Raw genomic sequence first — 25,511 nt, 5'->3', positions numbered from 1 at the left:
AACCGCATGGAATGCGGCAAGACCCGGAGCGTTCCCTGAAACCGCGCTGCGAGTATTCAATGTGACGGTGCCGGATGCTCCGGACCGTGTCGGCGCGACGAAAGACGTGCGGGATAACGTCGTATTGGGCGGTCCCCGCATGCAGGGAACTCGCACCAGATACGACAGGCAACCTGGGAAACGTAAGGCAGCCGTGCGCTGAACAGGCGAATCCTACGTGAAAATCTCCGCCTGCGCCAGCACCCGAAACTGCCCGTTCATTTTTGCGCCGGGTTACTTCACCGACACCCGCTTGCGGTTGTCCGACGACACCCGGTCGATCAGCTTGTTGTAGGGGTCGAAACCGGCCTCGTACGGCAACTGGTCGACCACCACGGTCAGCGCCGGCGATCCATCGACGATGTGCTGCCGCTCGAGGTACAACACCTGCTCATCGGCCTCCTCGCCCGAGGGCCCGCGAGCGAATACCCCGACCTCGATCCAGTCGTCGAGCTTCGCCGCGGTCTCCCTGCCCTCGCCATCTGCGTACAGCTTGGCCGCATGCAGATTCAGGGTGACTTCGTACTTGCCGTCGTCGCGCTTGACCGCGGTTGCAGCATCTACCCGGTTGTCATAGAAGCTGATCTTCTCGAACAGGTCGGTGATCAACTGCTGGTGCTCCGGCGCGGCCTCGGCGCGGATGTAGCTCAGCAACTCGGCCGAGGTGGTGAACGGTGCGTGCTGGTAGGCCTTGTCGGCGATGAAGCGCGACAGCGCGCGGTTGAGCGCGTCCTCGCCGATCTCGTCGCGCAACCGGTAGAACACCAGCGAGCCCTTGCGGTAATGGATGTACTGCTGATTTTCGACCCGGTACAACGGCAGCTCCTCGATCATCTCGCCACCGCGGCTGGACAGGTAACGGTCCAATTCGTACTTGAGGAAGCGACGCATCCTGTCGCGACCGTACTCATGCTCCATCACCATCAGCGCGGAGTATTGCGCCAGCGATTCGCTGAGCATGGTGGCGCCCTGCACGTTCGCGCCGATCACCTGGTGCGCCCACCATTGATGCGCGATCTCGTGGGCGGTGACGTAGAACACGTAGTCGATCGCGTCCTCGTCGCGCAGGTCGGCGATGAAGCCGATCGACTCGGAGTACGGGATCGTTCCGGCGAAACTCTGGGCGAAGCTGCTGTAGCCGGGGAACTCGATGATCCGTACCTGCTCATGTTGGTAGGGACTGAAATTCGCCTCGAAGTAAGCGAGCGACTTCTGTACCGACTCGACCATGCGGTCGACGTTGTACGGATGCTTGGGGTCGTAATAGACCTCGATCGGGATCTCACCGGGCGTGCCGGCCTTGTAAACGCCCTTCCTGACCTCCCATCGCGCCGACAGGGTTGCATGGAAGTCCAGCATCGGCCGCTGCATGGCGTAATCGAAGCAACGCCGGCCATCGAGCAGGTACTCCTTCTGCAGCACGCCCGGAGCGAGCGCGACCTGATCCGGCGCCGTGCACACCGTGGTCTTGAAGGCGATCCAGTCCCCGTCGTCACTGATGTAGGTGTTGGCCCGCGCAGCCTCGTCTTCCAGCTTGGCCATGCGCGGCACGTCGCCCATCCCGCGCTTGCGCCGCTCGTTGCGGTCGGCGATCTGGAAACCTTCGTTGTAGCCGAAGCTCGGCAACATCTGCGAGTTGATGAAGGAGCCGTTCTCGACCACCGCGGTGGAGGCGGTGTCGTTGCCGAAACCCTCCTGTCCGAACTCGACATCGAAGCTCAACTCGCGCTGCTCGCCTGGCTGCATCGGCTCGGCCAGACGGTAGATGCGGTAATTGACCGGCTCATCGTTGCTGACCAGTTCCGCTTCGCCGAACGCCAGCGCATGCAGCTGCGTATACGGATACAGCTGAATATGGATGTCGTTGATGGCCGCCGCGTGCGGATTGCTGATGGTGTAACTGCCGCGGATGCGCACGCGCTGGTCTTCCGGGCGCAGATCCACCTGCGTGCTGACGGCGCTGATGCGCGGTTGCGGCAGATCCCGGTACTGGCGGTACTGCTCCTCGTAACGCTGCTGGCGATCCTTGACGGCATCACCGGCGACGTACTCGTTGCGCACGTTGGTGTTCCAGAAGATGAAACCACCCAGCAGCGCGAACACCACCAGGCTCGCCGCCACCGCAACGCCATGACCGCCCATCAACCGTTGGCGCGCCAGCTTGAAGCGCTCGCGCCGGCTTGGTGATACCCCACGCACCCAGAACGCTGCCGCGACCAGCAACAACACCAGCAGGCACACGCCCCAGTACGCGTGGAACCACAGCCGCGCGGGCAGGAAATGGCCGTAGCCGTTCATGTCCGAATACGGCGCCTCCGGCGCGCTACCGTAGTTGTAGAGGTTGTGATCGAAGTCGAGGTAGCCCAGCGTGCCCTGCGCCACCAGCCAGGCGATCAGCAGGCCGTAACCGATGAACTTGTTGTTGCTCAGCACCTGCAACACCAGTGCGAGACCGGCGATCAGCACGAATGGAATCGAATCCAGCAACGACGCCTTGAGATACAGCGCTGGCTCCAGCGCGGTGAATCCCTTGCCCAGTTGCATCGCCATCGCGGCCAACGCACCGACGGCCTGGAACGCCAGTACCACCAGCACCAGCGCCGCCATCTTCGCCGCCAGCGGCACCCAGTTGGGCACCGGCAACGCGTCGGTCACCTCGTCGATCTTCGCCCCCCGCTCCTTCCACACCAGCTCGCCGGCGTAGAACATCACGATGATCAGCAGCATGAACGTGAAGCTGCCCTGCAAGGCCTGCAGCATCAGCGAGGTGACCGGGTAGACCTTGGTGCCGAACATGCTCTGGACGACGCTGGCACTGCCGCTGAAGTTCGCCACCGCCAGCACCAGCATGATCAGGAACGGCACGCTCTTGAACACGCCGACGCTGTCGAACCGCCACTGGCGCAGGAACTGCCGCCACGCCACCGATGCTCCGGTGGCAGGTACCACGCGCGGCGCGATCATCGAGCTGGGGCGCGCGGTGACCGCAGCGGCCGGCGCGGTAGCGGCACGACGGGCACGACGGGCACGACGGGTAAACCAGCCCGCAAACCAGCCCTTGCCAGTACCCGTCCGCTGCGGCTTGAACAGCGCAAACGTCGCCACCACCAGCCCCAGAGCAATCGCCACCCACAGCGCGCGGTTGGCAAGCAGGTAACCGGTCACGACCGGCAACTGGGTATTGTTCTCCGCCGCCGACCAGTAGCGGACGATGCGGCGGAACGCCGTGATACCGAACGGATCGAGCAGCGTGGCCAGCCAGACGTTGTCCAGATCGGCCGTGAGCCGGCCCGACATCACATACAGCACAAAGAAACCGATCACGCCCAGGTACACCGCCAGCAGGCTGCGCGTGGTCACCGCCAGCAGCGCCAGCAACGCGCCGGTGAACAGCAGGTTCGGCAACACCAGCACGCCGAAACCCCACACATACGGCGCCAGCGAGAACGCGCCCAGACGCTCGGGATCGACCCACGGCATCAGCGGGCCGATCATCAGTCCCAGCGCGACCATCAGGTAGACCACGCAGCACGCCGCCACCGCAGCGGCGAACCGGCCGATCAGGAAATCGCGCTTGCGCATCGGGCTGGAGAAGAACAGGTCGGCGGTGCCCAGCTCGAAATCACGCAGCAGCGCGCCACTGATGAAACTGACGATCACCAGCAGGCCGAGCACGGTGAACACGCCCAGAAAGGTGATGATCACGGTCGGCGCGTTGCGGTTGATGTTGCCGACCGCGCTGCCGATCTGGATCGCATCGCTGCTGGCCGCGCCGAACGCGAACAGGCCGAACATCAACGCCATCAGCCACAGCAACGGCGCGCGCAACTGCTGCTTCAGCTCGAAGCGGAAGAATTCAAGAATCATGTCGTGACCCCGCTCAAGCCGCTTCGGCGCGGGATGCCGTCTGCCGAGCCTGCTGGCGCAGGCGCTGGAAGTAGACGTCCTCAAGATCCGGCGCGACCTGCTCGAAACCTCCTTCCGGGCTGTCACTGGCAAACACGTGGATCACCGGATGACCCGCCACCAGCCGGGTCGACAGCACCGTGTGGCTTCTTTCGTACTCGGCCAATGCCGCCTTGGTCACCTGCTTGCGCCACACCTGGTTGCGCAGCGCCTCGATCGCCGCGTTCGGCTGGCCGGTCAGCAACACCTGGCCCTTGTTCATGATCGCCATCGTCGGGCACAAGTCGGTCACGTCCTCGACGATGTGGGTGGACAGGATCACCGCGACGTTCTCGCCGATCTCCGCCAGCAGGTTGAGGAAGCGGTTTCGCTCCTCCGGATCCAGACCGGCGGTGGGCTCATCGACGATCACCAACCGCGGGCTGCCGAGCAGCGCCTGGGCGATGCCGAAACGCTGGCGCATACCGCCCGAGTAGGTGCCCAGATTTCGCTTGCGCGCGTCCCACAGATTGACCTGTTGCAGCAGGCCATCGACCACCTCGCGACGCTGCTTGCGCGCGGTCAGACCCTTGAGCACCGCAAAGTGCTCCAGCAGATCCTGCGCACTGACCTTCGGATAAACACCGAAGTCCTGCGGCAGGTAACCGAGTTGACGGCGCACCGCGTCCTTGTCGCGTAGCACGTCGATCGGCTTGCCATCGGCACCGTCGAGCGTGACGGAGCCACTGTCGGCCTCCTGCAAGGTCGCCAAGGTTCGCATCAACGAAGACTTGCCCGCGCCATTGGGACCCAGCAACCCGAACATCCCCCGCGGAATGTCGAGACTGACGTCATCAAGTGCGTGCACGCCGTTGGCGTAGGTCTTGCTGAGTTCACGGATACTGAGCATGAACGCCCCCCGATATGGTGATGTAGCGAACCATAACACCACTCCAGCCCCCATTGCCATGACTTTCCGGCAATGACCTTCGACACACCCGTCAGTCCTGCAGGAGGTCTAATGTCGACCGGTCCCGTACTTGAAAGAAGTACTCTTCGGGGCTGTCATTCCTCAATGCCACCGGCCGGAGTCATACGTGAGCTTGAACAAACCACAAATCCTGTTGCTGTCCCTCGCCATCGCCACTGCCGTGGCCGCCTGTTCCAACCAGGACGCCGCCACCGCTGACGACGCCAGCGCCAAGCCTGCCGCTGCCGCTGACGCCAACTCACTGACCATCGACGAGAGCGCGCTGCCACCGGTCAACCGGTTCCAGATCTCCGACCTGGACAAGTCCAAGGATGCCTGCACCGACTTTGGTGGCTACATCAACGGCACCTGGTTGGCAGCCAACGATATTCCGGGCGACCGCACCAGCTGGGGCGCGTTCGAGATGCTCGACGAGCGCTCCACCGCAGTCCAGCACCAGCTGGCCAAACAGGCCGCTGCCAATGACGATGCCACCGGCGTGCAGAACATCGTCGGCGACTTCTGGGCGACCGGCATGGACGCCGAGCAAATCAACGCCCAGGGTATTGCTCCGATCCAGGACAGGATCGACGCAATCGCCGCACTCGACAGCCAGCAGGCGGTCACCGATTACCTGCGCAGCAGCGCAGCGGAAGGTGAGAATTTCCTGTTCTCGTTTGGTGCCGAGGCCGACTTCAAGAACTCCGACATGAATATCGCCTACGCCGCCCAGGGCGGACTCGGCCTGCCGGACAAGTCGTACTACCTGGATCCCGACAAGGCCGACAAGCTGGCTGCCTACCAGGAGCACATCGCCAAGGTATTGGAATTGTCCGGCGTGGAAGTGGCACAGGCGGCGAAACAGGCAAGCGACGTGATCGCCTTCGAGACCCGGCTGGCCAAGGCTTCCAAGTCCAGCGAAGAGATGTCGCGTGATGTCTCGTTGTTCTACAACCCGGTCAGCCTGGCCGAAGCCGACAAGCTGACCCCGAACTTCCAGTGGACGAAATTCTTCGAGTCCCAGGGTGTCGCCGCCCCGGAGATGTTCTCGCTGGCCATCCCGGCCTTCCACGAGCAAGTCAGCCAGATGCTGGCCGACGTACCGGTCGAGCAGTGGCAGTCCTACCTGCGCTTCCACACCGTCGACGGTGCCTCGCCGTTCCTGAGCGACGCGTTCGTGCAGGAGAACTTCAACTTCTACAACAAGGCAATGCGCGGCCAGAAGGAGATCAAGGACCGCAGCAAGCGGGTGCTGAACACGATCGAGGGCGAAGTGGGCGAAGCCCTGGGCCAGATGTACGTCAAGGTCGCCTTCTCCCCCGAGTCCAAGGCGCGCATGGAAACCCTGGTCAAGAACCTGAGCGACGCGCTGAAGGTTCACCTGGAAGGCCTGGACTGGATGAGCGATGAGACCAAGGCCAAGGCCATGGAGAAATGGGGCAGTTTCACGCCGAAGATCGGCTACCCGGACAAGTGGCGCGACTGGACCGGGCTGGAGACCGACCGCGACAGCTACATCGGCAACGTGATGGCGGCCAACCAGTTCAACTACCAGTGGAACCTGTCCAAGATCGGCCAGCCCGTCGACAAGACCGAATGGGGCATGAGCCCGCAGACCGTCAACGCCTATTACAACCCGCTGGCCAACGAGATCGTATTCCCGGCGGCAATCCTGCAGCCACCGTTCTTCGATCCCGAAGCCGGCGACGCGGTCAACTACGGCGGCATCGGCGCGGTGATCGGCCACGAGATGATCCACGGCTACGACGACCAGGGCAGCCGTTTCGGGCCGACCGGCAACTTCGAGAACTGGTGGACCGAAGCGGACTCCAAGGGCTTCAGCAGCCGTACCGACAAGCTGATCGCGCAGTTCGACGCCTATGAAGCGATGCCGGGCAAGCACGTCAACGGCAAGCTCACCCTGGGCGAGAACATCGCCGACCTGGGCGGGCTGGCGGTGGCTTACGACGCGATGAAGCAGGCAACCGAAGGCACCCCGGACCCGATGACCGATGGCATGACCCGCGACCAGCGGTTCTTCGCCAACTGGGCCACCGTGTGGCGTCGCAACTTCACCGACGACGAGCTCAAGGTACGCCTGACCACCGATCCGCACGCACCGGCGAACTTCCGCGCCATTGGTGCGCCGTCCAACATGCCGCAATTCGCCGCGGCGTTTGAGTGCACGCCCGGCCAGCCGATGGTTCGCGGCGACGACAAAAAAGTCGTCATCTGGTAATCGTGCCGGGCCCTGGTCAGGCCTGACAATGCAATGACCAGCGAGCGAAGCAGAAGCCCGGATTCGTTCCGGGCTTCTGCTTTTTGCCACCCGCGTTCAGTGGTCAAGGCCCATCCGTTGTTAGACTGGCGCGATCATCTGGACGGAATCCGCAATGACCCTTCGACCGCTCTGTTGTGCCCTCGCCCTGGCCTTGACTGCAGGCTTCGCTTCGCCGGGTGCCGTCGCGCAGGATACTGCCACCGCGTGCAGCGATTTTCATGCTTTTTCCAACAGCGGATGGCTCACCGCCAACCCCCTGCCCGCCGGTTCGGACTCCGTCTCCGCGCTGGGGCAACTGGGGGAGCGCGCGCGCCAGCAACAGATCAGTTTGCTCAATGCCGCCATGCAGTCACCCGAAGGCGATGTGCAGAAGCTGCTGGGTGATTTCTGGGCCAGCGGCATCAGTGAAGCCCAGGTCGAGCGCGACGGCGCCCAGCCATTGGCGCCCCTGCTGGACAAGATCATCGCGGTAAAACGCTCCCAGCACGTCGCCCCGACCATCGCGGCCCTGCATCAGGTAGGCATCCCGGTAGCATTCAACTTCGGCGCCGACATCGACCTGCGCAACCTGCAAAGCCATATCGGCTACTTCAGCCAAGGCGGACTGGGTCTCCCCGATCCGGCCTATTACACCCGCACCGATGCCGCGACCCAGGCGTTGCTGGCCCAGTACGACACCTACGTGCAGAAGATCCTCGCCCTGACCGGCGTGAAGGAGAAGGACCTGGCCGATCAGGCGCAACTGGTGATTGACCTGGAGACCCGCATCGCCCGGCTCTCGCTGCCCTTGTCCAAGCTGGAGGATCCACGCACCAACTACGCGCCGGTTGCCACCGAAGGACTCGCTGCGCAGTACCCGAACCTGCACCTGGATCAGTTTCTCGAAGTCCAGGGCGTCACCTCGCCCACGGTATCGGTTGCCAACCCGGAGCTGCTGACCGGTATCGACACATTGGTCGATGAGCTCAAGCCCGAACAATGGCGTGCCTATCTGCGCTGGCAAGTGGGCGATGCCATGGCACCGTACCTGTCCAAAGTCTGGCGTGACGCGCACTTTGATTTTCACGGTCACCTGTTGGCCGGCACCAAGGCACCGCCGCCACGCCAGCAACAGGTACTGGATGCCATCAACCTCGCCGCCGGCCCAATGCTGGGGCACGAGTACGCCGAAAGGTACCTGACCCCGGAGGTCAAGGCGCGGGCACTCGAAATCGCCGGCCACGTCCGCGACGCGCTTGGCGTCGCCCTGCAGGGCGACTCACGCCTGGGGCCGGAAGCCCGGACAGAAGCGGCTGCCAAGCTGGCCGCGCTGAAGATCGAGATCGGCACCCCGGCGCGGGATCTCGACTACACCGTACAACCGATGGGTCGGGGCAGCTTCGGCGGCAACATGCTGATCGCCTCCACCTGGCGTCACCGCGAGGAAATGCGACGGATCGGCGAGGACAATGCCGGCCGCCGCTGGAACGTGTTGCCACAGCAACCTGCACTGGCCTACGACCTGGCCCACAACCGCTTGATAATCACCGCGGCGGTGCTGCAATCCCCGATAATGAACCCGATCGCACAGACCTCCGCCCAGTACGGCAGTTTTGGCGCACTGGTCGGTCACGAGCTCAGCCATGGCTTCGATTCGCGCGGTCGCTTCGTGGACGCCGCCGGGGAGCTGCGCGATTGGTGGGGCCCGCAGGAACTTGCGGCCTGGGATGCCACGGCAAACCAGCTGGCCGCGCAGTACGGAGCCTTCGACTATCCGGTGCTGGAAGCGACCAAGGTCAATCCGGCAGCGGTCCGCAACGAGAGCGTTGCCGACCAGGCCGGAGTCGAGTTGGCGTGGACGGCTTACACCGCTGCGACACCCGATGCCGACAAGGCATCCGGGAAAGCCTTCTTCGAAGGTTGGGCAGCCCTGTGGCCGAAGCATATGACTCCGGAGATGGCCGCCCGCAGCGCCGTCAGCGACGTGCACGCCCCCGGCGTGTGGCGGACCAATGGCCCGTTGATGAACCTGGGCGAGTTTGGCGAGGTCTACGGTTGCAAGGCCAAGACGTCCATGCAATACAAAGCCGATGACCGGGTCGTACTCTGGCCGCAACACGACTGAGCCAGGACTGGGTCAGGCAGGAAAACGGCGCGGATGAAACCGCGCCGTTTTTATTTTACCGTTCTTGTTCCACTGTTCCTGGTTCACTTTTCCTGTTCAGCTATCTGCTCGCATCAGCGTACGACGCGTGGCCGCGGTGGCCCACGACGGCCAAACGGTGGCTGGCCCCGCCAATACCGGATCAGCAGCCAGCCAAACAGCATCCCGCCCAGATGGGCAAAATGGGCCACGCCGGGCTGGTAACCGCTGAAGCCCAGCATCAGCTCGATGGCGCCATAGACAATCACCAGCGTGCGCGCCTTCATCGGGATCGGCGGGATCAGCAACATCACCCGCTGGTGCGGAAACAGCATTCCGTAGGCCAGCAGCAGGCCGAACACGCCGCCCGAGGCGCCGATGGTCGGATAGGCGGCGCCACCGTGTGACATCGTCCAGGCCCCGACGATCAGCTGGCATACCGCCGCGCCCGCCACGCAGCCCAGGAAGTAGGTCAGGAACCGACGCTCGCCCCAGGTGTGTTCCAGCGGCGCACCAAACATCAGCAACGCGATCATGTTGAACAGCAGGTGGGTAAAGCTGCCATGCATGAAGCCGTAGGTGAGCAACTGCCATGGCAGGAACTCGTTGACCATGTAGGCGCTGTCTCCGCTGCTGATTGGCCAGAGCATGAACGACGCCAGTGCAGCGTCACCCAGCACCATCTGCAGGACGAAAACCAGTCCGTTGGCAATCAACAGCGCCTTGGTGACGGGCGGCAAGTTGGAAAACATCGCATCTCCTCAAAGGTCGTTCAATGGTAGCTGCTGGGCGCGGTTTCCGGTTGGGAAGCCAGTCGAGGACATGGTGTTCACGTGGTCGACTGACAACCCCGCTGGCATATCCCTCAGTCTCCCTGCCCGCCCCAGATCTGCTCATCCAGCGTCGCGGCGGCACGCAGACCGCGCACCCGCCCTGCCTCCACCACCACCCCCTCGGCCCGCAAGCGCTGAACCTGCTCGGCAAGCTGGGGTGAGTCGGCAGGGAAAGCGATACGCCCGTCCGAGCGCAGGACCCGGTGCCAGGGCAGGTCGGGGTCGTCGTTGTGGCTCAACAGGCGGGCCACCATGCGCGCACGCCCGGGGAGCCCGGCGCGACGCGCCACCTCGCCGTAGCCGGCCACCGAACCGCGCGGTATTGCCCGGATGACGGCCAGGATTCGGGTGGGAGCATCATCTTGCATCGCGGTAGCATAGTGGTCCCGACCCGGAGTCGCCCATGCACAACCTCCAAGCGATCCAGCAGCACCTGGTTGCCGCCGGCTTCCAGATCAGCTTGCCGCACGAAGGCGTGGCCTGCATCGAGCTGTCACTGGACAACGGCAGCCGCCACCAATCGATCTTCCTGTCGGAACTGGACGACGACGATGGGCGTCCCTACCTGCGCGTAAGCAGCTCGGTGGCGCCGATTGCGGGCCTGGATGCCCACCGCGCCCTGGTATTCAACTGGCAAAGCCGGGTCGGCTACCTGGCCATCGGCGACATGGGCGGAGAACGCTACCTGCAACTGTGCGAAAACCGCCCGTTCGACGGACTCGATGGCGCCGAAGTCCACCGACTGGTACTGGAGATCGGCGGACTCGGCGACCGCATGGAACGCTCCCTGTCCGGTGAGCGCGACCTGCTCTAGGCCCAGCCGGCGGCGGCCAACACCCGGAACGACAGGTACGCGATACCGCCGGCCGCGGGGATGGTCAGGATCCATGCCCAGATCATCCGCTCCACCATCGTCCACTTGATGGCATTCAGGCGTTTGGCGGTACCCACGCCCATGATCGACGCAGAGATGTTGTGGGTGGTGGACACCGGGATCCCCAGCGAAGACGCAATGGTGATGACCGTCGCCGCACTGGCCTCGGCGGCAAAGCCATGGATCGGATGCAACTTCACCAGTTTGTGGCCCAGGGTCTTGATGATGCGCCAGCCACCGGCAGCGGTACCGGCCGCCATCACCGCGGCGCAGGTGAACTTGATCCACAGGTCGATGTCGCCATTGACCAACGCATCCTCCGAAGGGTGCAGGAACGCCAGGAAGCCCGGCAGGTCATCCAGGGTGCCATCGGACTGCGCGGCGACCAATGCCAGGGCGATGATGCCCATGGTCTTCTGGGCGTCGTTCATGCCGTGCGCGAACCCCATGTAGGCCGCGCTGCCGATCTGCGCCTTGCCGAAGAACGCGTTGACCCAACGGGTCCGCGCCAGTCGCGCCACCAGCCCACCGGCCCGCGCCATGGCCGAGATGATCGCGAACAACACCCCCATCAGCAGGAAGCCGCCGACGAATCCCGCCACCGGCGAGGTCACCATCGGCACGATCACCTTCCACATCACGCCGGCGCTGCGGTACCAGGGTTCCACCGGGACCGAAAAGATGATCGCGTCGAAATTGTTCGCGGCCGCCGCCAGTGCCGCACCCATCAGCCCACCAATCAGGGCATGCGAGGACGAGGACGGCAGGCCGAGCCACCAGGTGATCAGGTTCCACACGATGCCGCCCAGCAACGCGCACAGGATCAGCTGGGAACTGACATCGACCACGGACGCATCGATCAGGCCAGACGCAATCGTCTTGGCCACCGCGGTGCCCAGCAATGCCCCCAGCAGGTTGGTACTGGCCGCCATCGCGACCGCCTGCGCCGGCGACAGCACCTTGGTGGCGACTACCGTGGCAATCGAGTTGGCGGTGTCGTGGAAACCATTGATGTACTCGAACACCAGCGCCACGAACACGACTATCAGGACCAGGGTCAACATCCCGGGAGCCTCAGGAGTTCTTCAGCACGATGTCGTACGCCACCACCCCGGCCTCGCGGCAACGGTCGATGGCCTTTTCGAGGATCTCGAAGAACTCCTTGAGCAGGAACATTTGCAACGGCTCCAGGTCCCCCGAGTAGATATCCCGGTACAGCTCAAGCATCAACCGGTCCGCCTCGTTCTCGATCGAGCGCAGCTCGTCGTTGAGTTGTTTCATCGGCGCCAGCTTGATCTTGCGCAGCTGCTTGACCATCTTGACCACCACTCCGGCCGCCTGCTCCAGCATCGCCGCGCGCGGCGCGAAGTCGATGTGTCCCAGGTGCTGCACGGCCAGTGAGTAACGGTCGGCAAACTTCTCGGCCTGCTTGTTGATCTTGTGCAGTGCGGAGCTCAACGCCTCGATATCTTCGCGCTCGATCGGGGTGATGAAGCTGTCGACCAGCTCCTGGCTGATCTGCCCCGAAGCATCGCGCTCGCGCTGGCGGGCGAGCTTGAACGCATCCAGCGCCGGCTCGGCGTCTGCGCTCCTGAGCATCTCGTGCAACGCCTTGGTACTGTCGTGTGCGGCAACCGCAGAAGCCTCCAGCAGCGTATAGAACTGATTGCCTTGGCCGAACATGGTTTGCAGGGAGAACATCAGGGAGGGACCTCGTCGTGCTGGCGGCAATGGGTCGCCGGAATGTGCGGGCAGGAGTGCCGCAACCGGACAGCGGTGGAGGCGACGGCGGAATTATGACGGTTTCGTGACCTTCACGCCCAGTCGGGGACTCTCAACGGGCCCACGGGCACCACCTGCTAAAATTCGCGAGCGCCGCATCGGCGCGCTTATCCGACATCATTTCTCCATGGACGACGACTCCAAACCTCCGCCAACAGTCATTACGCCGCCATTGCGGCGACACGTGTGCGCCCCCTTCACCGCCAACCCGGAGAGGTCGCAATGCTGGAGTTCCTGATTGTCCTGGTCCTGATCGCGTTCAACGCCTTCTTTGCCCTGTCGGAAATGTCGGTAGTCACCTCACGCCGGCCCAAGCTGCGCCAGATGGGTCGCTCCAGTCCCAACGCCCGCAAGGCACTTGACCTGGCCGAGCACCCCGACCGCTTCCTTTCCACCGTGCAGGTGGGTATTACCCTGATCGCCATCCTGACCGGCATGTTCGGTGGCGACGCCATCGGCAACGCGATCGGCAGCTGGCTGGGCGAGAAGATCCCGGCCCTGGGCAGTTACGCCCGACCGGTTGGCGTGGTGCTTGCGGTCGGCCTGATCACCTACCTGAGCATCGTGCTGGGCGAGCTGCTGCCCAAGCGCCTGGCGCTGCTGGCACCGGAGAAGCTGGCCAGCTTCATTGCACTGCCGATGCACTGGGTTTCACGGATCGCGACTCCGGCGGTTTGGCTGCTGATGGTCAGCACCCGCGGCCTGCTCAGGCTGCTGCGGCTGGACCGTAGCCAGGCCACGAACATCAGCGAGGAGGAGATCCGCCTGCTGGTCAGCGAGAGCCACGAGCAAGGCGTGATCGATGCCGACGAGCGCAAGATGATGCACCGTGTGCTCGGCTTGGGCGATCGCACTGCCGACAGCCTGATGACTCCCCGCACCCGCATCACCTGGCTGGATGCCGGTGCCCCGCTGGAGGTCAACCTGGAGACGATGCGCAATGCGCCCGTCTCGCGCTTCCCGGTGTTGCGCGGTACCGATCAGGACGTGATCGGCGTGGTCGAAGCCAAGTCGCTGTTGCGCGCACTGGCGCCCGGGGTGGCGATCGACCTGTTTGGCAACATGCGCGAGGCATTGTTCGTATCCGAATCGACCCACGCGATGAAGCTGCTGGAGATCTTCCGCGAGGAGCAGCAATCACTGGCGCTGGTGGTGGATGAGTACGGCGACGTAACCGGCCTGGTGACGGTCAACGACGTGATGGGAGCGGTCATTGGCCGCGTCCAGGCGGGCATGGGGACGACGACCGAACACCAGGCCGACCAGGCCAGCCCGGTGGTGGAGCGCGCCGACGGCTCGTACCTGATTGATGGCAGCCTCCACGTCGAGGACCTGCACGAGCTGGTCTCCGGCTCCGTGCCAGGCGACGAGGAGCACGACTTCCATACCGCCGCAGGCATGGTGATCACCCACTTCGGCCGCATTCCCAATGTCGGCGAGCAGTTCGCCTGGCCCGGCTGGCGGATCGAGGTGGTCGACCTGGATGGCCCGCGCATCGACAAGCTGCTGCTGTTCCCCGAACCCGAGCAGGATCCGGACAACGATGAGACCAGTGGATAGGCAACAGGCCATCCGCGAAGCGGGGACGCGTGCGCTGCTGGACGCCTTTGCCCACGGCGAGCAGGAACAGGTGGTCAAGCTGGGAGAGGTGTTCGCCGGCCTTGGCAAGCGGTCCTTCGGCATGCTGTTGTTCGTTGCCATCCTGCCCGCGTTCATCCCTGTTCCAGGGGTGGCAGGCGCGATCAGCGGACCGCTGGTCATCCTGGTCGGAGCGCAGTTGCTGCTCGGCTTGCGAACCCCGTGGCTACCCCGGTTCGTCGCCTGCCGCGGCCCGCGCCGACAAACCCTGGCGCGTTTTCGTGACCGGTTGTCACCCTGGCTGGCCCGGTTGGAACGCGTGGTACGACCACGCTCGCCCGCCTTGCTTGATCATCGCCTGGCCAACGCGTTCACCGGCTTGCTGCTGGTCGCGCTGGGACTGCTGCTGGCCTTGCCGATACCGCTGACAAACTATCTGTTTGGCGTCTTGCTGCTGTTGTTCGCGCTGGCATTGCTTGAGCGCGATGGCCGCCTCATGGCGGTTGCGTGGTTGGCCGGTGCAGCGGCCGTTACGGTGTTTGGATTGCTGTCGGGCCAGATCGCCGCGCTCATCACTCCGTGGATCGACCTGCTGTTCTAGCAGAGGTGCTAGCCCAGGCCCGATGCCATAGGCGGCTGCGCCCGCAACATCTCATGGAATGCTTCCAGGGCCATCGGGTGCCCCAGCCAGTACCCCTGGGCCAGGTTGCAGCCACGCTCGCGCAACAACGCGTACTGGCTTTCCGTCTCCACGCCTTCTGCGACCACCGGAATTCCCAACGAATGCGCCATCGCGATGATCGCGGTGGTCAAGGCAAGGTCGTCGGGGTCATGCAGGATGTCCGCTACGAAGCTGCGATCGATCTTGACGCCATCGATCGGCACCCGTCGCAGATGGCTCAGGCCGGAGAAGCCGGTTCCAAAATCGTCCAGCCAGACACGCACCCCGCGTGCGCGCAGTTGATGCAACATCTCGCTCGCATGCGCCTCATCACCGATCATCGCGGTTTCGGTCAACTCGACATGCAGCTGTTGCGGGGGCAACCCGCTATCTCCCAGCGCCGCGGCGACCACGTGCGGCAAGTCGCCACGACGCAGCTGCCGTGGCGAGACATTGACCGACACGAACAGCGGCTCCCCACTGGCCGACATCGATTGCCAGTGAACGGCGTCCCGACAGGCGACCTCCATGACCAGCGGCCCGATGGTTTCTATCAGCCCGCTCTGTTCGGCGACCTCGATGAATACCGACGGAGCAATGGATCCCAGCTCCGGATGGTTCCAGCGCAGCAATGCCTCCGCTCCGACCAGGATGCCATCGGCGAGCTGGAAGATCGGTTGGTACACCAGGCTGAGCTCCCCGCGGTCCCAGGCATCACGCAACTCCGCTTCCAGATGCAGCCGCCGCTCCACCGCCTGATTCATCGTCCGGCTGTAGTAGCGGATGCAGTTCTTGCCCGCGGCCTTGGCCTGGTACATCGCGATATCACCGATTTTCATCAGGGTCGCGGCGCCGGCCGCATCCTGCGGAAACAGGCCGATACCGATGGAAATCCCGAGGAAGACATCGCTGGCCCGTAGTGGCAAGGGGATCGCGACCTGCTCCACCAGCATTTCTGCCAACTCGCTGGCGACGGCGCGCAACTGGTCCCCATCAGCCGCCTCAAGCAGCACCAGGAACTCATCACCACCAAAGCGTGCCACCAGGGCCTGCTCGCCGGCCACCCGCGCGACAACCTTGCGGATGCGATTGGAGACCTCCAGCAATACCTCGTCCCCGACGTCATGGCCCAAGGTGTCGTTGACCCGCTTGAAGTCATCAATATCGGCGAACAACAACGCCAGCTGTCGGCCCGAGCCACGCAACTGCACCAGGCGCTGGTCCAGCGCCTCCCGGAAAGCGAGGCGGTTGGCCTGGCCGGTCAGCGCGTCGGTATAGGCCATCTTGCGGATGTCGCGGTCATGGCAGGCGATACTCTCGCTCATCCGCGAGAACGCGCGCATCAGGTCGCCAAGCTCGTCGTTGCGATCACTGGCCGGCACCTGTGTTCCGAATGCCCCACCCTCGATCGCACGCGCTGAATCGGCCAGCTGGCGGATAGGACGTACCAGCCAGCGATGGATCGACCACAACGTGACGCCGCCCAGGGCCAGCACCGCGACACCCAGCAGGCCAATCCAGAACAACTGCCGCCGACCCAGTTCCGACAGGCTCTGGCGCAAGCTGGCTGCCCCACGTTCCTGGTACCCGCGCACGACGTCGAGGTCGTACCCGATACGGACCCCGCCCAGGCGATTGCGGCCGACCAGGATCGGCGCCGACACCTCCATGATTGTGTCGCTGAACTGTGTATGCAGCGCCGTCGTTGCAATGGCCTGTGCCGCCAATGGATCGCTCATGTGCCGACCGTAACCGGGGATCTCGTCACTGCCGTCGTGCAGGACGTTGCCGTCTTCATCGAAGACAGTGACGTAGGCAATGCCGGGCTGGCGCAACGCGTCGCCGATGAGCGCTCCGACCTGGTCCAGGTCGTGGTAATAAAGCGGGTTCGCCAGCGACTCCGCCAATGGCCCGACCATCCCTTCCGCCCGTCGATGCAGCGTCTCGATGGTCATGGAATGCATCGCCGCCCGGCTGGCTGCCTCGACCTCGTACTGGGTGCGGTTCTGGCGGTGCAACAACAACGCGATCAGCGCCACCAGCACTACCATCGCGACCAGCATCAGCGATGCGACCCTCGCCTGCAGCCCGTAAGCCGGCTTGAAACGCAATGGCTTCATTCGACCTTGGCCCGTACGTGGCGGACGCCGGACTGGATGTGATCCAGCGCATGGCGGGATTTGGTGTCGATCGGCAAGAACCCCGTAGTCCCGAAAAATTGCCGTAGCGCGGCGCTGGCGGACGGATCGCTGGCCGCGCCCAGCAGCACTTCCTTGAGCCGTGCCCGCACCGCCGGGTCCATGTCCGGGCGCAGCATCTCGACCGCACGCGGGTAGTCCGGTGTGCGGCCGATCACCAACAGGTCGCGTCGGAAGGCCTTGGGCATCCGCTCCGGGTTGTCCCAATCCAGGTTGCTCATCACCCCGGCATCGACCACCCGTTTATGCACCCAGGTCGCGATGTTTCGCTCCGAACGCGCGAACAGGTAGCCCAGCGCGTCGGAATCGATCGAATCGGTCGGGGAAAGCAGTATCTCCAATGTGATTCCGAGCCCCAGCAACTCGCCTGCCGGGACAAAATAGGCACTGGTGGAGGACGGCCGCTGGAAGGCGATGCAATGCCCGCGCAAGCCGTCCAGGCCGGTGATGCCGCTGTCACGCCGGACGAAGAACACGCTGTGGTATTGACTGTGGCCGCCACGCTCGGTCAAGACCAGGGGCTGGGCGCCGGCACGCTCGCGCAGCAACATGCCGGACCCGGCGGTCTCGGTGACCCAGTCGACCCGGCCGCGGCGCATATAGCTGGCCATCTGCTGGGCATCACGCGCCATGAGTACGCTGCCCTCACGGATCCCCACGTCAGCCATCCGGGGCACCACATAGTCCAGCAACGGCTTGAGCTGCTCGTAGTGGGTCGCCGGATCGTCGCTGATCCGGCCCAACACCAGCACACCGTCGTCCGCCATTGCCGGCGACAACGCGCATCCGAACACGACCAGCAGAGCCAATACGGCCCGCTGAAGCGTTGCGATCACTGCAGAACTCGCACAGTAAGCCGGCCAACCCGAGGCAATGTCACAGGATAGCCCGAAAATCCTGCTCGCCACCCTCGACGCGCGCCCTCAGCGTGCCGGCTGCACTCATCGCTTTCCCGCCAGGGTTGCCATGCGGGTGGCATCCGCCAATACCCCGCGCAACAAGCGCACCTCCGGCTCATCCAGGCTTGCGCGCATGAACAATCGGCGCAGCTTGCGCATTGCCGATGCCGGCGCCCGGCCCTTGTGGAAATCGATCGCATCCAGCGTCTCGCCCAACTGGGTGAAAAAGCCCTCCATCTGGGCGTGCGATGCAGGCAACTGATGAGCTTCGTCCGCTACAGACGGTCCGGAGGCGGCCAGCAGCGCCAACCGCACCTCATAGGTCAGCACCTGCACCGCGGCCGCCAGGTTCAACGAGCTGTAGTCCGGGTTGGCGGGGATATGCACCGCGGCATGGCACAGCTGCAACTCGTCGTTGTCCAGGCCGGTACGCTCACGGCCGAACACCAGCGCGACTTCCTCATCGGCCGCCGCCCGGGACACCAGGCGCTGGGCCCCTGCGGCAGGCAGCAACTCGGGCAACATTATGCGACGGGTACGCGCGGTACAGCCGACTACCAGCCGGCAGTCGGCAACAGCCTCCGCCAGGCTGCCGCAGACCACCGCGGCAGACAGCAAGTCGTCGGCACCGGCCGCCAGCGCGAACGAGTCCCCGTTGGGCAATTTTTCCGGCGCGACCAGGACCAGACGGGCCAGCCCCATGGTTTTCAGCGCGCGAGCCGCCGAGCCGATGTTGCCCGGATGCTGGGTCCCGACCAGCACGATACGGATGCGATGGGCGACGGGAAGCGGAGCGTGTTCGGCAATGCGCGTGGTAGTCATGACGGCAATGGTAAACTTCCCGGCCGGCCACGGTCTCCATCCGTGTCATCGCCGGCTGCTCTTTTCCCTTGTCAACCCTTCCTTCACCTCTTTCGCCCGAGGCCGTTTGCCATGCAGAAACCCGCCGTCACCCTCATGGTCAAGGCCGCCCGCTCCGCCGGCAATGTGCTGTTGCGCCACATGTACAAGCTGGATGCGTTGAACGTGGTCGAGAAGGACCGCATGGACTTCGCCAGCGAAGTCGACGAGCTGGCCGAGAAGGAAATCATCAAGGAGTTCCGCCGCGCCACCCCGGACTACGCGATCCTTGGCGAAGAGGGAGGGCTGATCAAGCCCAAGAGCGGGAGCTCCCGCTTCACCTGGGTGATTGACCCCCTGGACGGCACCAGCAACTACCTGCGCGGGATCCCGCACTTTTGCGTATCCATCGCGCTGGTCGAGGCCGGCGAGCCGGTCCACGGGGTGATTTTCGACCCGCTGCGCAATGAGCTGTTCACCACCAGTCGCGGCAGCGGCACCACGCTCAACGACAAACGCGTACGGGTCTCTGACCGCAAGGACCTGACCGGGGCCATGATCCTCACCGGGTTTGCCCCGCGCGAGCGCGCCCGTGCCAGCGCACAGCTCAAATGCATCGATACGCTATTCACCGAGATCGAGGACATCCGCCGCAGCGGCTCCGCCGCGCTCGATCTGGCGTACGTGGCCTGTGGCCGCGCCGATGCCTACTTCGAGGCCGGCCTGAAGCCGTGGGATATCGCCGCTGGCGCACTCATGGTGCGTGAGGCGGGTGGCAAGATCAGCGACTTCCGCGACCGCACCACCGGCCCGATGGACGCACGGGGCGTGGATCCGCGGCCGCTGCTGGCCGGCAACATCAAGGTCACCGGACTGTTGCAGCAGCGCATCGTCAATACCGGTTATGCGGCCGCGTTTGATTGAGTCAAAACCGCACGGACGAATGAACAATGAACACCCACGAAAAAGGCCGCGGAATCCGCGGCCTTTTTCGTGGGGGCAATCGCACGGTTACGGTCGCCGGGCCAACGCTTCGTCGTTCTTGGCCTTGGGCATCAGGTCCTGCTTGGTGATCTTCAGGAAGCCGATGGTCAGCAGCGGGGACGCCACGAAGATCGACGACAAGGTGCCCACGACCACGCCGATCATCATCGACTCGGCCATGCCCCGCAGGGAGCCGCCACCGTACAGATACAACGCCAGCACGGTCAGGAACGCGACCACCGAGGTGATGATCGTGCGGGACAATGTCTCGTTGATGGAGGCATTGATGATCGTGCGCGGGTCGGCGCGCATGGTTCGGAAATTCTCACGGATTCGATCGAACACCACGATGGTGTCGTTGATCGAGAACCCCAGCACCGACAGGATGCCCGCCAGCACCGTCAGGTCGAACTCGTGGCCGCTCAACGCGAACCAGCCGGTGACGAGCACCACGTCCTGCAGCGACGCAATCACGGCAGCGACCGCGAATTTTTTCTCGAACCGCATCGAGATATAGATCAGGAAGCCGACCACGACGAAGATCACCGCCCAGATCCCATTGAGCGCCAGCTCCTTGCCGACCTGCGGACCGACGAAGTCACTGCGCATCACCCTGCCGGGATTCTCAGGCGTTGACACGGCCTTGGTGATGGCCTGGGCCGTCCGCGAGTCAATCTGGGCAGCCTCGTCTTCGCCTTCCTGCTCCGATTGCAAGCGAACCAGGATATCGTTGCCCGAGCCAAAGCTGAGCACCTCGGCATCGCCGTACCCGGCGTCCGCAAGCCGGGTACGCGCATCGTTGATGTCGATCGGTTGCTCGAAACGCAACTCGGTGACGGTACCGCCGGTGAAGTCCAGCGCGAAGTTGAAGCCGTTGAACACGATCGACCCGACCGATACCAACAGCAGAATGATCGACAACGAAAACGCTGCAGTGCGCAGGCGCAGGAAGTCGATGTTGACGTTTACCGGGATGAGGTTGAGTTGTTTCATGATCGTTTCCCGCCGTCAGATCGCAAGGGACTTGAGCTTGTTGCGCTTGCCGTAGATCAGCGTGGCCATCGCCCGCGAACCCGACACCGCCGTGTACATCGATGTCGCGATGCCTACGATCAACGCCACCGCAAAGCCCTTCACCGGACCGGTACCGAAGGCGAACAGCGCCACGCCGGCCAGGATTGCGGTCAGGTTGGCATCCATGATGGTCCCGGTGGCTTTCTCGTAGCCGGCGACGATCGCCGATTTGGGCGGCATCCCGTCACGTAGCTCTTCGCGTATTCGCTCGTTGATCAGCACGTTTGCATCCACCGACAGGCCGACCGTCAACGCGATACCGGCCAGGCCAGGCAAGGTCAGCGTGGCCCCGAACAGCGACATCACCGCGACCAGCATCAGGATATTGAGCAGCAACGCCAGGCAGGTGATCAGCCCGAACATGCGGTAGTACACCAGGAAAAACACCAGCGCGAAGGTGAACGAATAGCTCACCGCAGTCAGACCCCGCGTGATGTTTTCCCGACCCAGGCTGGGACCGACGATGCGCTCCTCGACGAAGTCCATCGGTGCGGCCAGCGAGCCCGAGCGCAGCAGCAGCGCCAGATCCGCCGCTTCCTTGCTGCTGTCCAGCCCGGTGGTCTGGAACTCCTTGCCGAACACGCCGTTGATGTTGGCCACCGAGATCACCTGCTCGCTGACCCGGGTGCTGCGCACCTCTTCGCCATCAACCATGCGTACCTCGGGGATACGCTCGATGTAGACCACGCCCATCGGCTTGCCCACGTTCTCGCTGGTGAAGTCGAACATGCGCTGCCCACCGGCACTGTCCAACCGGACCGAGACCGACGGTGTGCCGGATTGCGGATCCATCCCCGAGGTAGCGCCAATCAACTGGTCACCCGAGGCGATCACACGCTTGTTGAGCAGGATCGGCACCGGCTTGCCATCCGGACCGAGCTCCTTGCGGTAATAGACCTTGGCCTGCGGCGGCACGTTGCCCGAGGCGAGCGCGTCATACGCGTTGCCTTCAACCACGGCGCGGTATTCCAAGGTGGCGGTGGCACCGATGATGCGCTTGGCCTGGGCGGTGTCCTGCACGCCCGGTAATTCAACCACGATCCGGTCATTGCCCTGGCGCTGGATCAGCGGCTCGGACACGCCCAATGCGTTGATGCGGTTGCGCAAAGTGCCCAGGTTCTGGGTCAGCGCGTCGGCCATCATCCGCTGCAACTCGGCGTCGGGCACCGTCAGCGTCAGGGTCCGGTCATCTTGATTCAACTGCAGCGCCGGCTGGCTGGCGCGGATCTTGTTGAGCGCATTGGCAGCGTCGGCCGCGTCGGCCAGACGTACCACGATGGAATTATCGGGCCGGCGGGTCACCGACTCGTAACGCACCCGGCTATCGCGCAACACCACCCGGGTGTCCTCGACGATGGCTTCCATGTGCTTGTCCAGCGCCGCCTTCTGGTCGACCTGCATCAGGAAGTGCACGCCGCCCTGCAAGTCCAGGCCCAACAGCATGCCGTCGGCACCGATGGCGGTGAGCCAGCCGGGGACGGTGGACGCCAGGTTGAGCGCGGTCACGTAGTCGCTGCCCAGCACCGGCGCCAGTGCATCGGCGGCCCTGGTTTGCAGCTCGGTGCCAGGCAGGCGCACCAGCAGGTTGTCACCGGCCAGCTCGACTTGCTTGACCGGGATGCCCGCCTTCTCAAGCGTGCTGCTTACCCGGTCGGCCAGTGCCTGGTCGACGGGTGCACCGCGGCTGGCGGTGACCTGTACCGAGGGATCCTTCTGGTAAAGGTTGGGCAACGCGTACAGCGTGCTCAACACGATGGCCAGCACCAGTACAACGTATTTCCAGCGCGCGTAAGTCAGCATCGATTGCCCCTGCGGCGACCACCCCGGCCACCAGACGTCAAAAGTAGTGTTGGCCGATCAGGCCGACTTCAAGGTGCCCTTGGGCAATACGTTCGCAATCGATCCCTTCTGCACGCGGATGCGCACGTTGTCGGCGACCTCCACGGTGATGAAGTTCTCTCCCAGCTCGGTCACCACGCCGGCCATGCCGCCGTTGGTCAGCACTTCGTCGCCCTTGGCCAACTGGCCGAGCATTGCCTTGTGCTCCTTGGCGCGCTTCATCTGCGGACGGATCATCAGGAAGTACATGACGCCGATCAGCAGGATCGGGAACAGCAAGGACATTCCAAAGCCGCCAGCCGCCGGCGCAGCGGCTGCATGGGCGGGAGCAATCAGGAGATCAAGCAGGTTCATGTGGAAATTCCGTAAAGGCTGAAATTAGCCGGGGATTATGTCACGGCAGGGCACATACCACTTGCCTGGTCGTGAGACGGGTTGAAACCGGTTGAAATGGGGCTTGCACGCCACTACGGCTGACGCGCGAGATAAAAAGACTCCCTGAACGCAGCAAAGGTTCCCTGCCCGATTGCCTCGCGCATCTGCGCCATCAGCCGCTGGTAGTAGCGCAGGTTGTGCAGCGTACCCAACATCGGCCCGAGCATCTCGTTGCAACGGTCCAGGTGGCGCAGGTAGCTGCGGGTGAAGCCGCCGGCGCAGGCGCGGCAGTCGCAACCCTCCTCGATCGGCCGCAGGTCGTGCTCGTATTTCGCGTTGCGGATGCGCACCGTGCCGGTCGAGGTGAAGAAGTGGCCGTTGCGTGCGTTGCGGGTCGGCATCACGCAATCGAACATGTCGATGCCGCGCGCCACACCTTCGACCAGATCCTCCGGCCGCCCCACGCCCATCAAGTAGCGCGGACGGTCGGCAGGCAATTGCGGACAGGTGTGCTCAAGCATCGCGTTGCGCTCATGCTCCGGCTCGCCGACCGCCAGGCCGCCGATCGCGTAGCCGTCGAAGCCGATCTGCTTGAGTCCTTCCGCCGAGCGTGTACGCAGGTCGTGGTGGACCCCACCCTGGACGATGCCGAACAACGCCGCATCGTTGCCGTCGTGGGCTTTGCGGGAACGCTCGGCCCAGCGCAGGCTCAGTTCCATCGACTTTTTCGCGACATCCGGCGTCGCCGGGTACGGCGTGCACTCGTCGAAGATCATCACGATGTCCGAGCCGAGCACCTTCTGGATGTGCATGCTCTCCTCGGGTCCCAGGAACACCTTGCGGCCGTCGATGGGCGCGGCGAACGTCACCCCGGCCTCGGTGATCTTGCGTTTGTGCGCCAGCGAGAACACCTGGAAGCCACCGGAGTCGGTCAGGATCGGGCCATCCCACCGCGTGAAACCGTGCAGGCCGCCATGTGCCTCGATCACCTCGAGGCCTGGCCGCAGGTACAGGTGAAACGTGTTGCCCAGGATGATCTGCGCACCCAACCCGTGGATGTCATCGGGAAACACGCCCTTGACCGTGCCGTAGGTGCCGACCGGCATGAACGCCGGGGTCTCGACTGTGCCGCGCGGAAAATCCAACCGGCCGCGGCGCGCGGCGCCGTCGGTGCCGAGCAGTTCGAAGGACATGCGGCTCATGGCTGCTGCTCGGTGGTGCGCTCGGGCCACAGCAGCATCGCGTCGCCGTAGGAGAAGAACCGGTAGCGCTCGCGGATCGCATGCGCGTAGGCCGCAAACACCCGATCCTTCCCGGCGAACGCGGACACCATCATCAGCAAGGTGCTCTCGGGCAAATGGAAGTTGGTGACCATCGCATCGACCGAGCGGATCCTGTAGCCGGGCAGGATGAACAACCGGCTCTCGCCGGCATAAGGACGCAACTCGCCCCCGGGATTGGCCTCGGTAACTCGCATTGCCGTCTCCAGCGCGCGCACCACCGTGGTACCGACCGCAATCACCCGGCCCCCGGCAGCGCGCGTGCGCCGCACCTGCCCGACCAGCCCAGCGCCGACATTCAGCCACTCGCTGTGCATCACGTGCTGGTCCAGGTCGTCAACCCGCACCGGCTGGAACGTGCCCGCGCCCACATGCAGGGTGACGTGGCCGGAATCCACGCCCCGCGCGGCCAGCCGCTCCAGCAACGGCTGGTCGAAGTGCAGCCCTGCGGTGGGCGCGGCGACTGCGCCGGTCTCGCGTGCGAACACGGTCTGGTAGCGCTCGGCATCATCCGCGCCCGGAGCACGCTGGATATAGGGCGGCAATGGCAACTGGCCTGCGTGCAGCAGCCATTGCTCCAGCGATTGCCCGACATGGAACCGCAGGCGATAGAACTCGCCATCACGCCCCAGCACTTCGACGTCCCCACCCGCATCCAGGGCGATCCGCGCGCCCGGCCGGGGTGACTTGCTGACGCCCAGTTGCGCGCGCGCCTCATCGCCACCCAGCAACCGCTCGATCAAAATCTCGACCCGGCCACCGGTTGCCTTCTGCCCGAACAGGCGCGCCGGAATCACCCGGGTATCGTTGAACACCAGCAGGTCGCCAGGCGCAAGCAGATCGGGCAGTTGGTGGAATATGTGGTCTTCGATGCCACCCGGCTCTGGCGGCACCAGCAGCAATCGGCTCGACGAGCGTTCGGGCAACGGCGCCTGGGCAATCAGCGCCTGCGGCAACGCATAATGGAAATCGGATTTTTTCAAGGCGGATCTTCGAG

At 64.2% G+C, this 25,511-nt stretch carries 20 protein-coding genes; 6 read left to right on the top strand and 14 right to left on the bottom strand.

Translation table 11 applies throughout. The features are described 5' to 3' along the window. Window positions 1–273: 273 nt before the first annotated feature. Window positions 274–3,906, bottom strand: coding sequence for an ABC transporter permease/M1 family aminopeptidase (locus ACW7G1_RS06835; RefSeq protein WP_456979018.1), 3,633 nt, complete (start codon window positions 3,904–3,906; stop codon window positions 274–276). Between the two features lie 13 nt (window positions 3,907–3,919). Further along, a complete protein-coding gene (locus ACW7G1_RS06830; RefSeq protein WP_456979017.1) occupies window positions 3,920–4,834 on the bottom strand; it encodes an ABC transporter ATP-binding protein in 915 nt (304 codons plus the stop codon). Window positions 4,835–5,021: 187 nt separating this feature from the next. Between ACW7G1_RS06830 and ACW7G1_RS06825 the strand changes: the two genes are divergently transcribed. Both ACW7G1_RS06825 and ACW7G1_RS06820 read left to right on the top strand, forming a co-directional pair. Further along, window positions 5,022–7,133 carry a M13 family metallopeptidase gene (locus ACW7G1_RS06825; protein ID WP_456979016.1) on the top strand — a complete coding sequence of 704 codons (2,112 nt, stop codon included), beginning with the start codon at window positions 5,022–5,024 and terminating at the stop codon, window positions 7,131–7,133. 154 nt (window positions 7,134–7,287) lie between these two features. Then, window positions 7,288–9,279 carry a M13 family metallopeptidase gene (locus ACW7G1_RS06820; protein ID WP_456979015.1) on the top strand — a complete coding sequence of 664 codons (1,992 nt, stop codon included), beginning with the start codon at window positions 7,288–7,290 and terminating at the stop codon, window positions 9,277–9,279. Between the two features lie 113 nt (window positions 9,280–9,392). Here the strand turns inward: ACW7G1_RS06820 and ACW7G1_RS06815 are convergent, their stop codons facing one another. Next, window positions 9,393–10,049 carry a rhomboid family intramembrane serine protease gene (locus tag ACW7G1_RS06815; RefSeq protein ID WP_456979014.1) on the bottom strand — a complete coding sequence of 219 codons (657 nt, stop codon included), beginning with the start codon at window positions 10,047–10,049 and terminating at the stop codon, window positions 9,393–9,395. Window positions 10,050–10,162: 113 nt separating this feature from the next. Next, window positions 10,163–10,498 carry an MGMT family protein gene (locus ACW7G1_RS06810; protein ID WP_456979013.1) on the bottom strand — a complete coding sequence of 112 codons (336 nt, stop codon included), beginning with the start codon at window positions 10,496–10,498 and terminating at the stop codon, window positions 10,163–10,165. 35 nt (window positions 10,499–10,533) lie between these two features. Here ACW7G1_RS06810 and ACW7G1_RS06805 point away from each other — a divergent pair, with 35 nt between their 5' ends. After that, on the top strand, window positions 10,534–10,944 hold the full coding sequence (locus ACW7G1_RS06805; protein ID WP_456979012.1) for a hypothetical protein: 411 nt from the start codon (window positions 10,534–10,536) through the stop codon (window positions 10,942–10,944). Here ACW7G1_RS06805 and ACW7G1_RS06800 read toward each other — a convergent pair. Both ACW7G1_RS06800 and ACW7G1_RS06795 read right to left on the bottom strand, forming a co-directional pair. Beyond that, a complete protein-coding gene (locus ACW7G1_RS06800; protein ID WP_456979011.1) occupies window positions 10,941–12,068 on the bottom strand; it encodes an anion permease in 1,128 nt (375 codons plus the stop codon). The genes ACW7G1_RS06805 and ACW7G1_RS06800 overlap by 4 nt on opposite strands. A 10-nt stretch (window positions 12,069–12,078) precedes the next feature. Further along, window positions 12,079–12,705, bottom strand: a complete 627-nt coding sequence (locus ACW7G1_RS06795; RefSeq protein ID WP_456979010.1) for a DUF47 domain-containing protein — start codon at window positions 12,703–12,705, stop codon at window positions 12,079–12,081. 303 nt (window positions 12,706–13,008) lie between these two features. Between ACW7G1_RS06795 and ACW7G1_RS06790 the strand changes: the two genes are divergently transcribed. Both ACW7G1_RS06790 and ACW7G1_RS06785 read left to right on the top strand, forming a co-directional pair. After that, on the top strand, window positions 13,009–14,346 hold the full coding sequence (locus tag ACW7G1_RS06790; protein ID WP_456979009.1) for a hemolysin family protein: 1,338 nt from the start codon (window positions 13,009–13,011) through the stop codon (window positions 14,344–14,346). Then, window positions 14,330–14,965, top strand: coding sequence for an exopolysaccharide biosynthesis protein (locus ACW7G1_RS06785; RefSeq protein WP_456979008.1), 636 nt, complete (start codon window positions 14,330–14,332; stop codon window positions 14,963–14,965). The genes ACW7G1_RS06790 and ACW7G1_RS06785 overlap by 17 nt, the downstream gene beginning before the upstream one ends. Before the next feature lie 8 nt (window positions 14,966–14,973). Here the strand turns inward: ACW7G1_RS06785 and ACW7G1_RS06780 are convergent, their stop codons facing one another. The 3 genes from ACW7G1_RS06780 to ACW7G1_RS06770 all read right to left on the bottom strand — a co-directional run bounded on the left by ACW7G1_RS06780 (window position 14,974) and on the right by ACW7G1_RS06770 (window position 18,944). After that, a complete protein-coding gene (locus tag ACW7G1_RS06780) occupies window positions 14,974–17,145 on the bottom strand; it encodes a putative bifunctional diguanylate cyclase/phosphodiesterase (protein ID WP_456979007.1) in 2,172 nt (723 codons plus the stop codon). Further along, the gene (locus ACW7G1_RS06775) at window positions 17,142–18,059 is read right to left on the bottom strand and encodes a phosphate/phosphite/phosphonate ABC transporter substrate-binding protein (protein WP_456979006.1); all 918 of its coding nucleotides are present in this window, start codon (window positions 18,057–18,059) and stop codon (window positions 17,142–17,144) included. Before ACW7G1_RS06775 ends, ACW7G1_RS06780 begins: the two co-directional genes overlap by 4 nt. A 105-nt stretch (window positions 18,060–18,164) precedes the next feature. Next, entirely contained in the window at window positions 18,165–18,944 is a 780-nt protein-coding gene (locus ACW7G1_RS06770; protein ID WP_456979005.1) for an RNA methyltransferase, read from the bottom strand. Window positions 18,945–19,055: 111 nt separating this feature from the next. Here ACW7G1_RS06770 and ACW7G1_RS06765 point away from each other — a divergent pair, with 111 nt between their 5' ends. Beyond that, window positions 19,056–19,886 (top strand): inositol monophosphatase family protein, encoded by an 831-nt coding sequence (locus ACW7G1_RS06765; RefSeq protein WP_456979004.1) that lies wholly within the window; start codon window positions 19,056–19,058, stop codon window positions 19,884–19,886. Window positions 19,887–19,973: 87 nt separating this feature from the next. Here ACW7G1_RS06765 and secF read toward each other — a convergent pair whose 3' ends face one another. The 5 genes from secF to queA form a co-directional block, all read right to left on the bottom strand. Next, a complete protein-coding gene (gene secF, locus ACW7G1_RS06760; RefSeq protein WP_456979003.1) occupies window positions 19,974–20,939 on the bottom strand; it encodes a protein translocase subunit SecF in 966 nt (321 codons plus the stop codon). A 15-nt stretch (window positions 20,940–20,954) separates the two neighbouring features. Further along, window positions 20,955–22,820 (bottom strand): protein translocase subunit SecD, encoded by a 1,866-nt coding sequence (gene secD / locus ACW7G1_RS06755; RefSeq protein WP_456979002.1) that lies wholly within the window; start codon window positions 22,818–22,820, stop codon window positions 20,955–20,957. Between the two features lie 57 nt (window positions 22,821–22,877). Beyond that, the gene (gene yajC, locus ACW7G1_RS06750; RefSeq protein ID WP_456979001.1) at window positions 22,878–23,213 is read right to left on the bottom strand and encodes a preprotein translocase subunit YajC; all 336 of its coding nucleotides are present in this window, start codon (window positions 23,211–23,213) and stop codon (window positions 22,878–22,880) included. 113 nt (window positions 23,214–23,326) lie between these two features. Further along, window positions 23,327–24,436 carry a tRNA guanosine(34) transglycosylase Tgt gene (gene tgt, locus ACW7G1_RS06745; RefSeq protein ID WP_456979000.1) on the bottom strand — a complete coding sequence of 370 codons (1,110 nt, stop codon included), beginning with the start codon at window positions 24,434–24,436 and terminating at the stop codon, window positions 23,327–23,329. Then, on the bottom strand, window positions 24,433–25,497 hold the full coding sequence (queA, locus tag ACW7G1_RS06740; RefSeq protein WP_456978999.1) for a tRNA preQ1(34) S-adenosylmethionine ribosyltransferase-isomerase QueA: 1,065 nt from the start codon (window positions 25,495–25,497) through the stop codon (window positions 24,433–24,435). The genes tgt and queA overlap by 4 nt, the downstream gene beginning before the upstream one ends. Between the last annotated feature and the right edge of the window lie 14 nt (window positions 25,498–25,511).

Source organism: Lysobacter sp. A378, assembly GCF_054052125.1.
The sequence above is the reverse complement of the archived record's forward strand: the minus strand, read 5'-3'. Positions and strand labels throughout refer to the sequence as shown.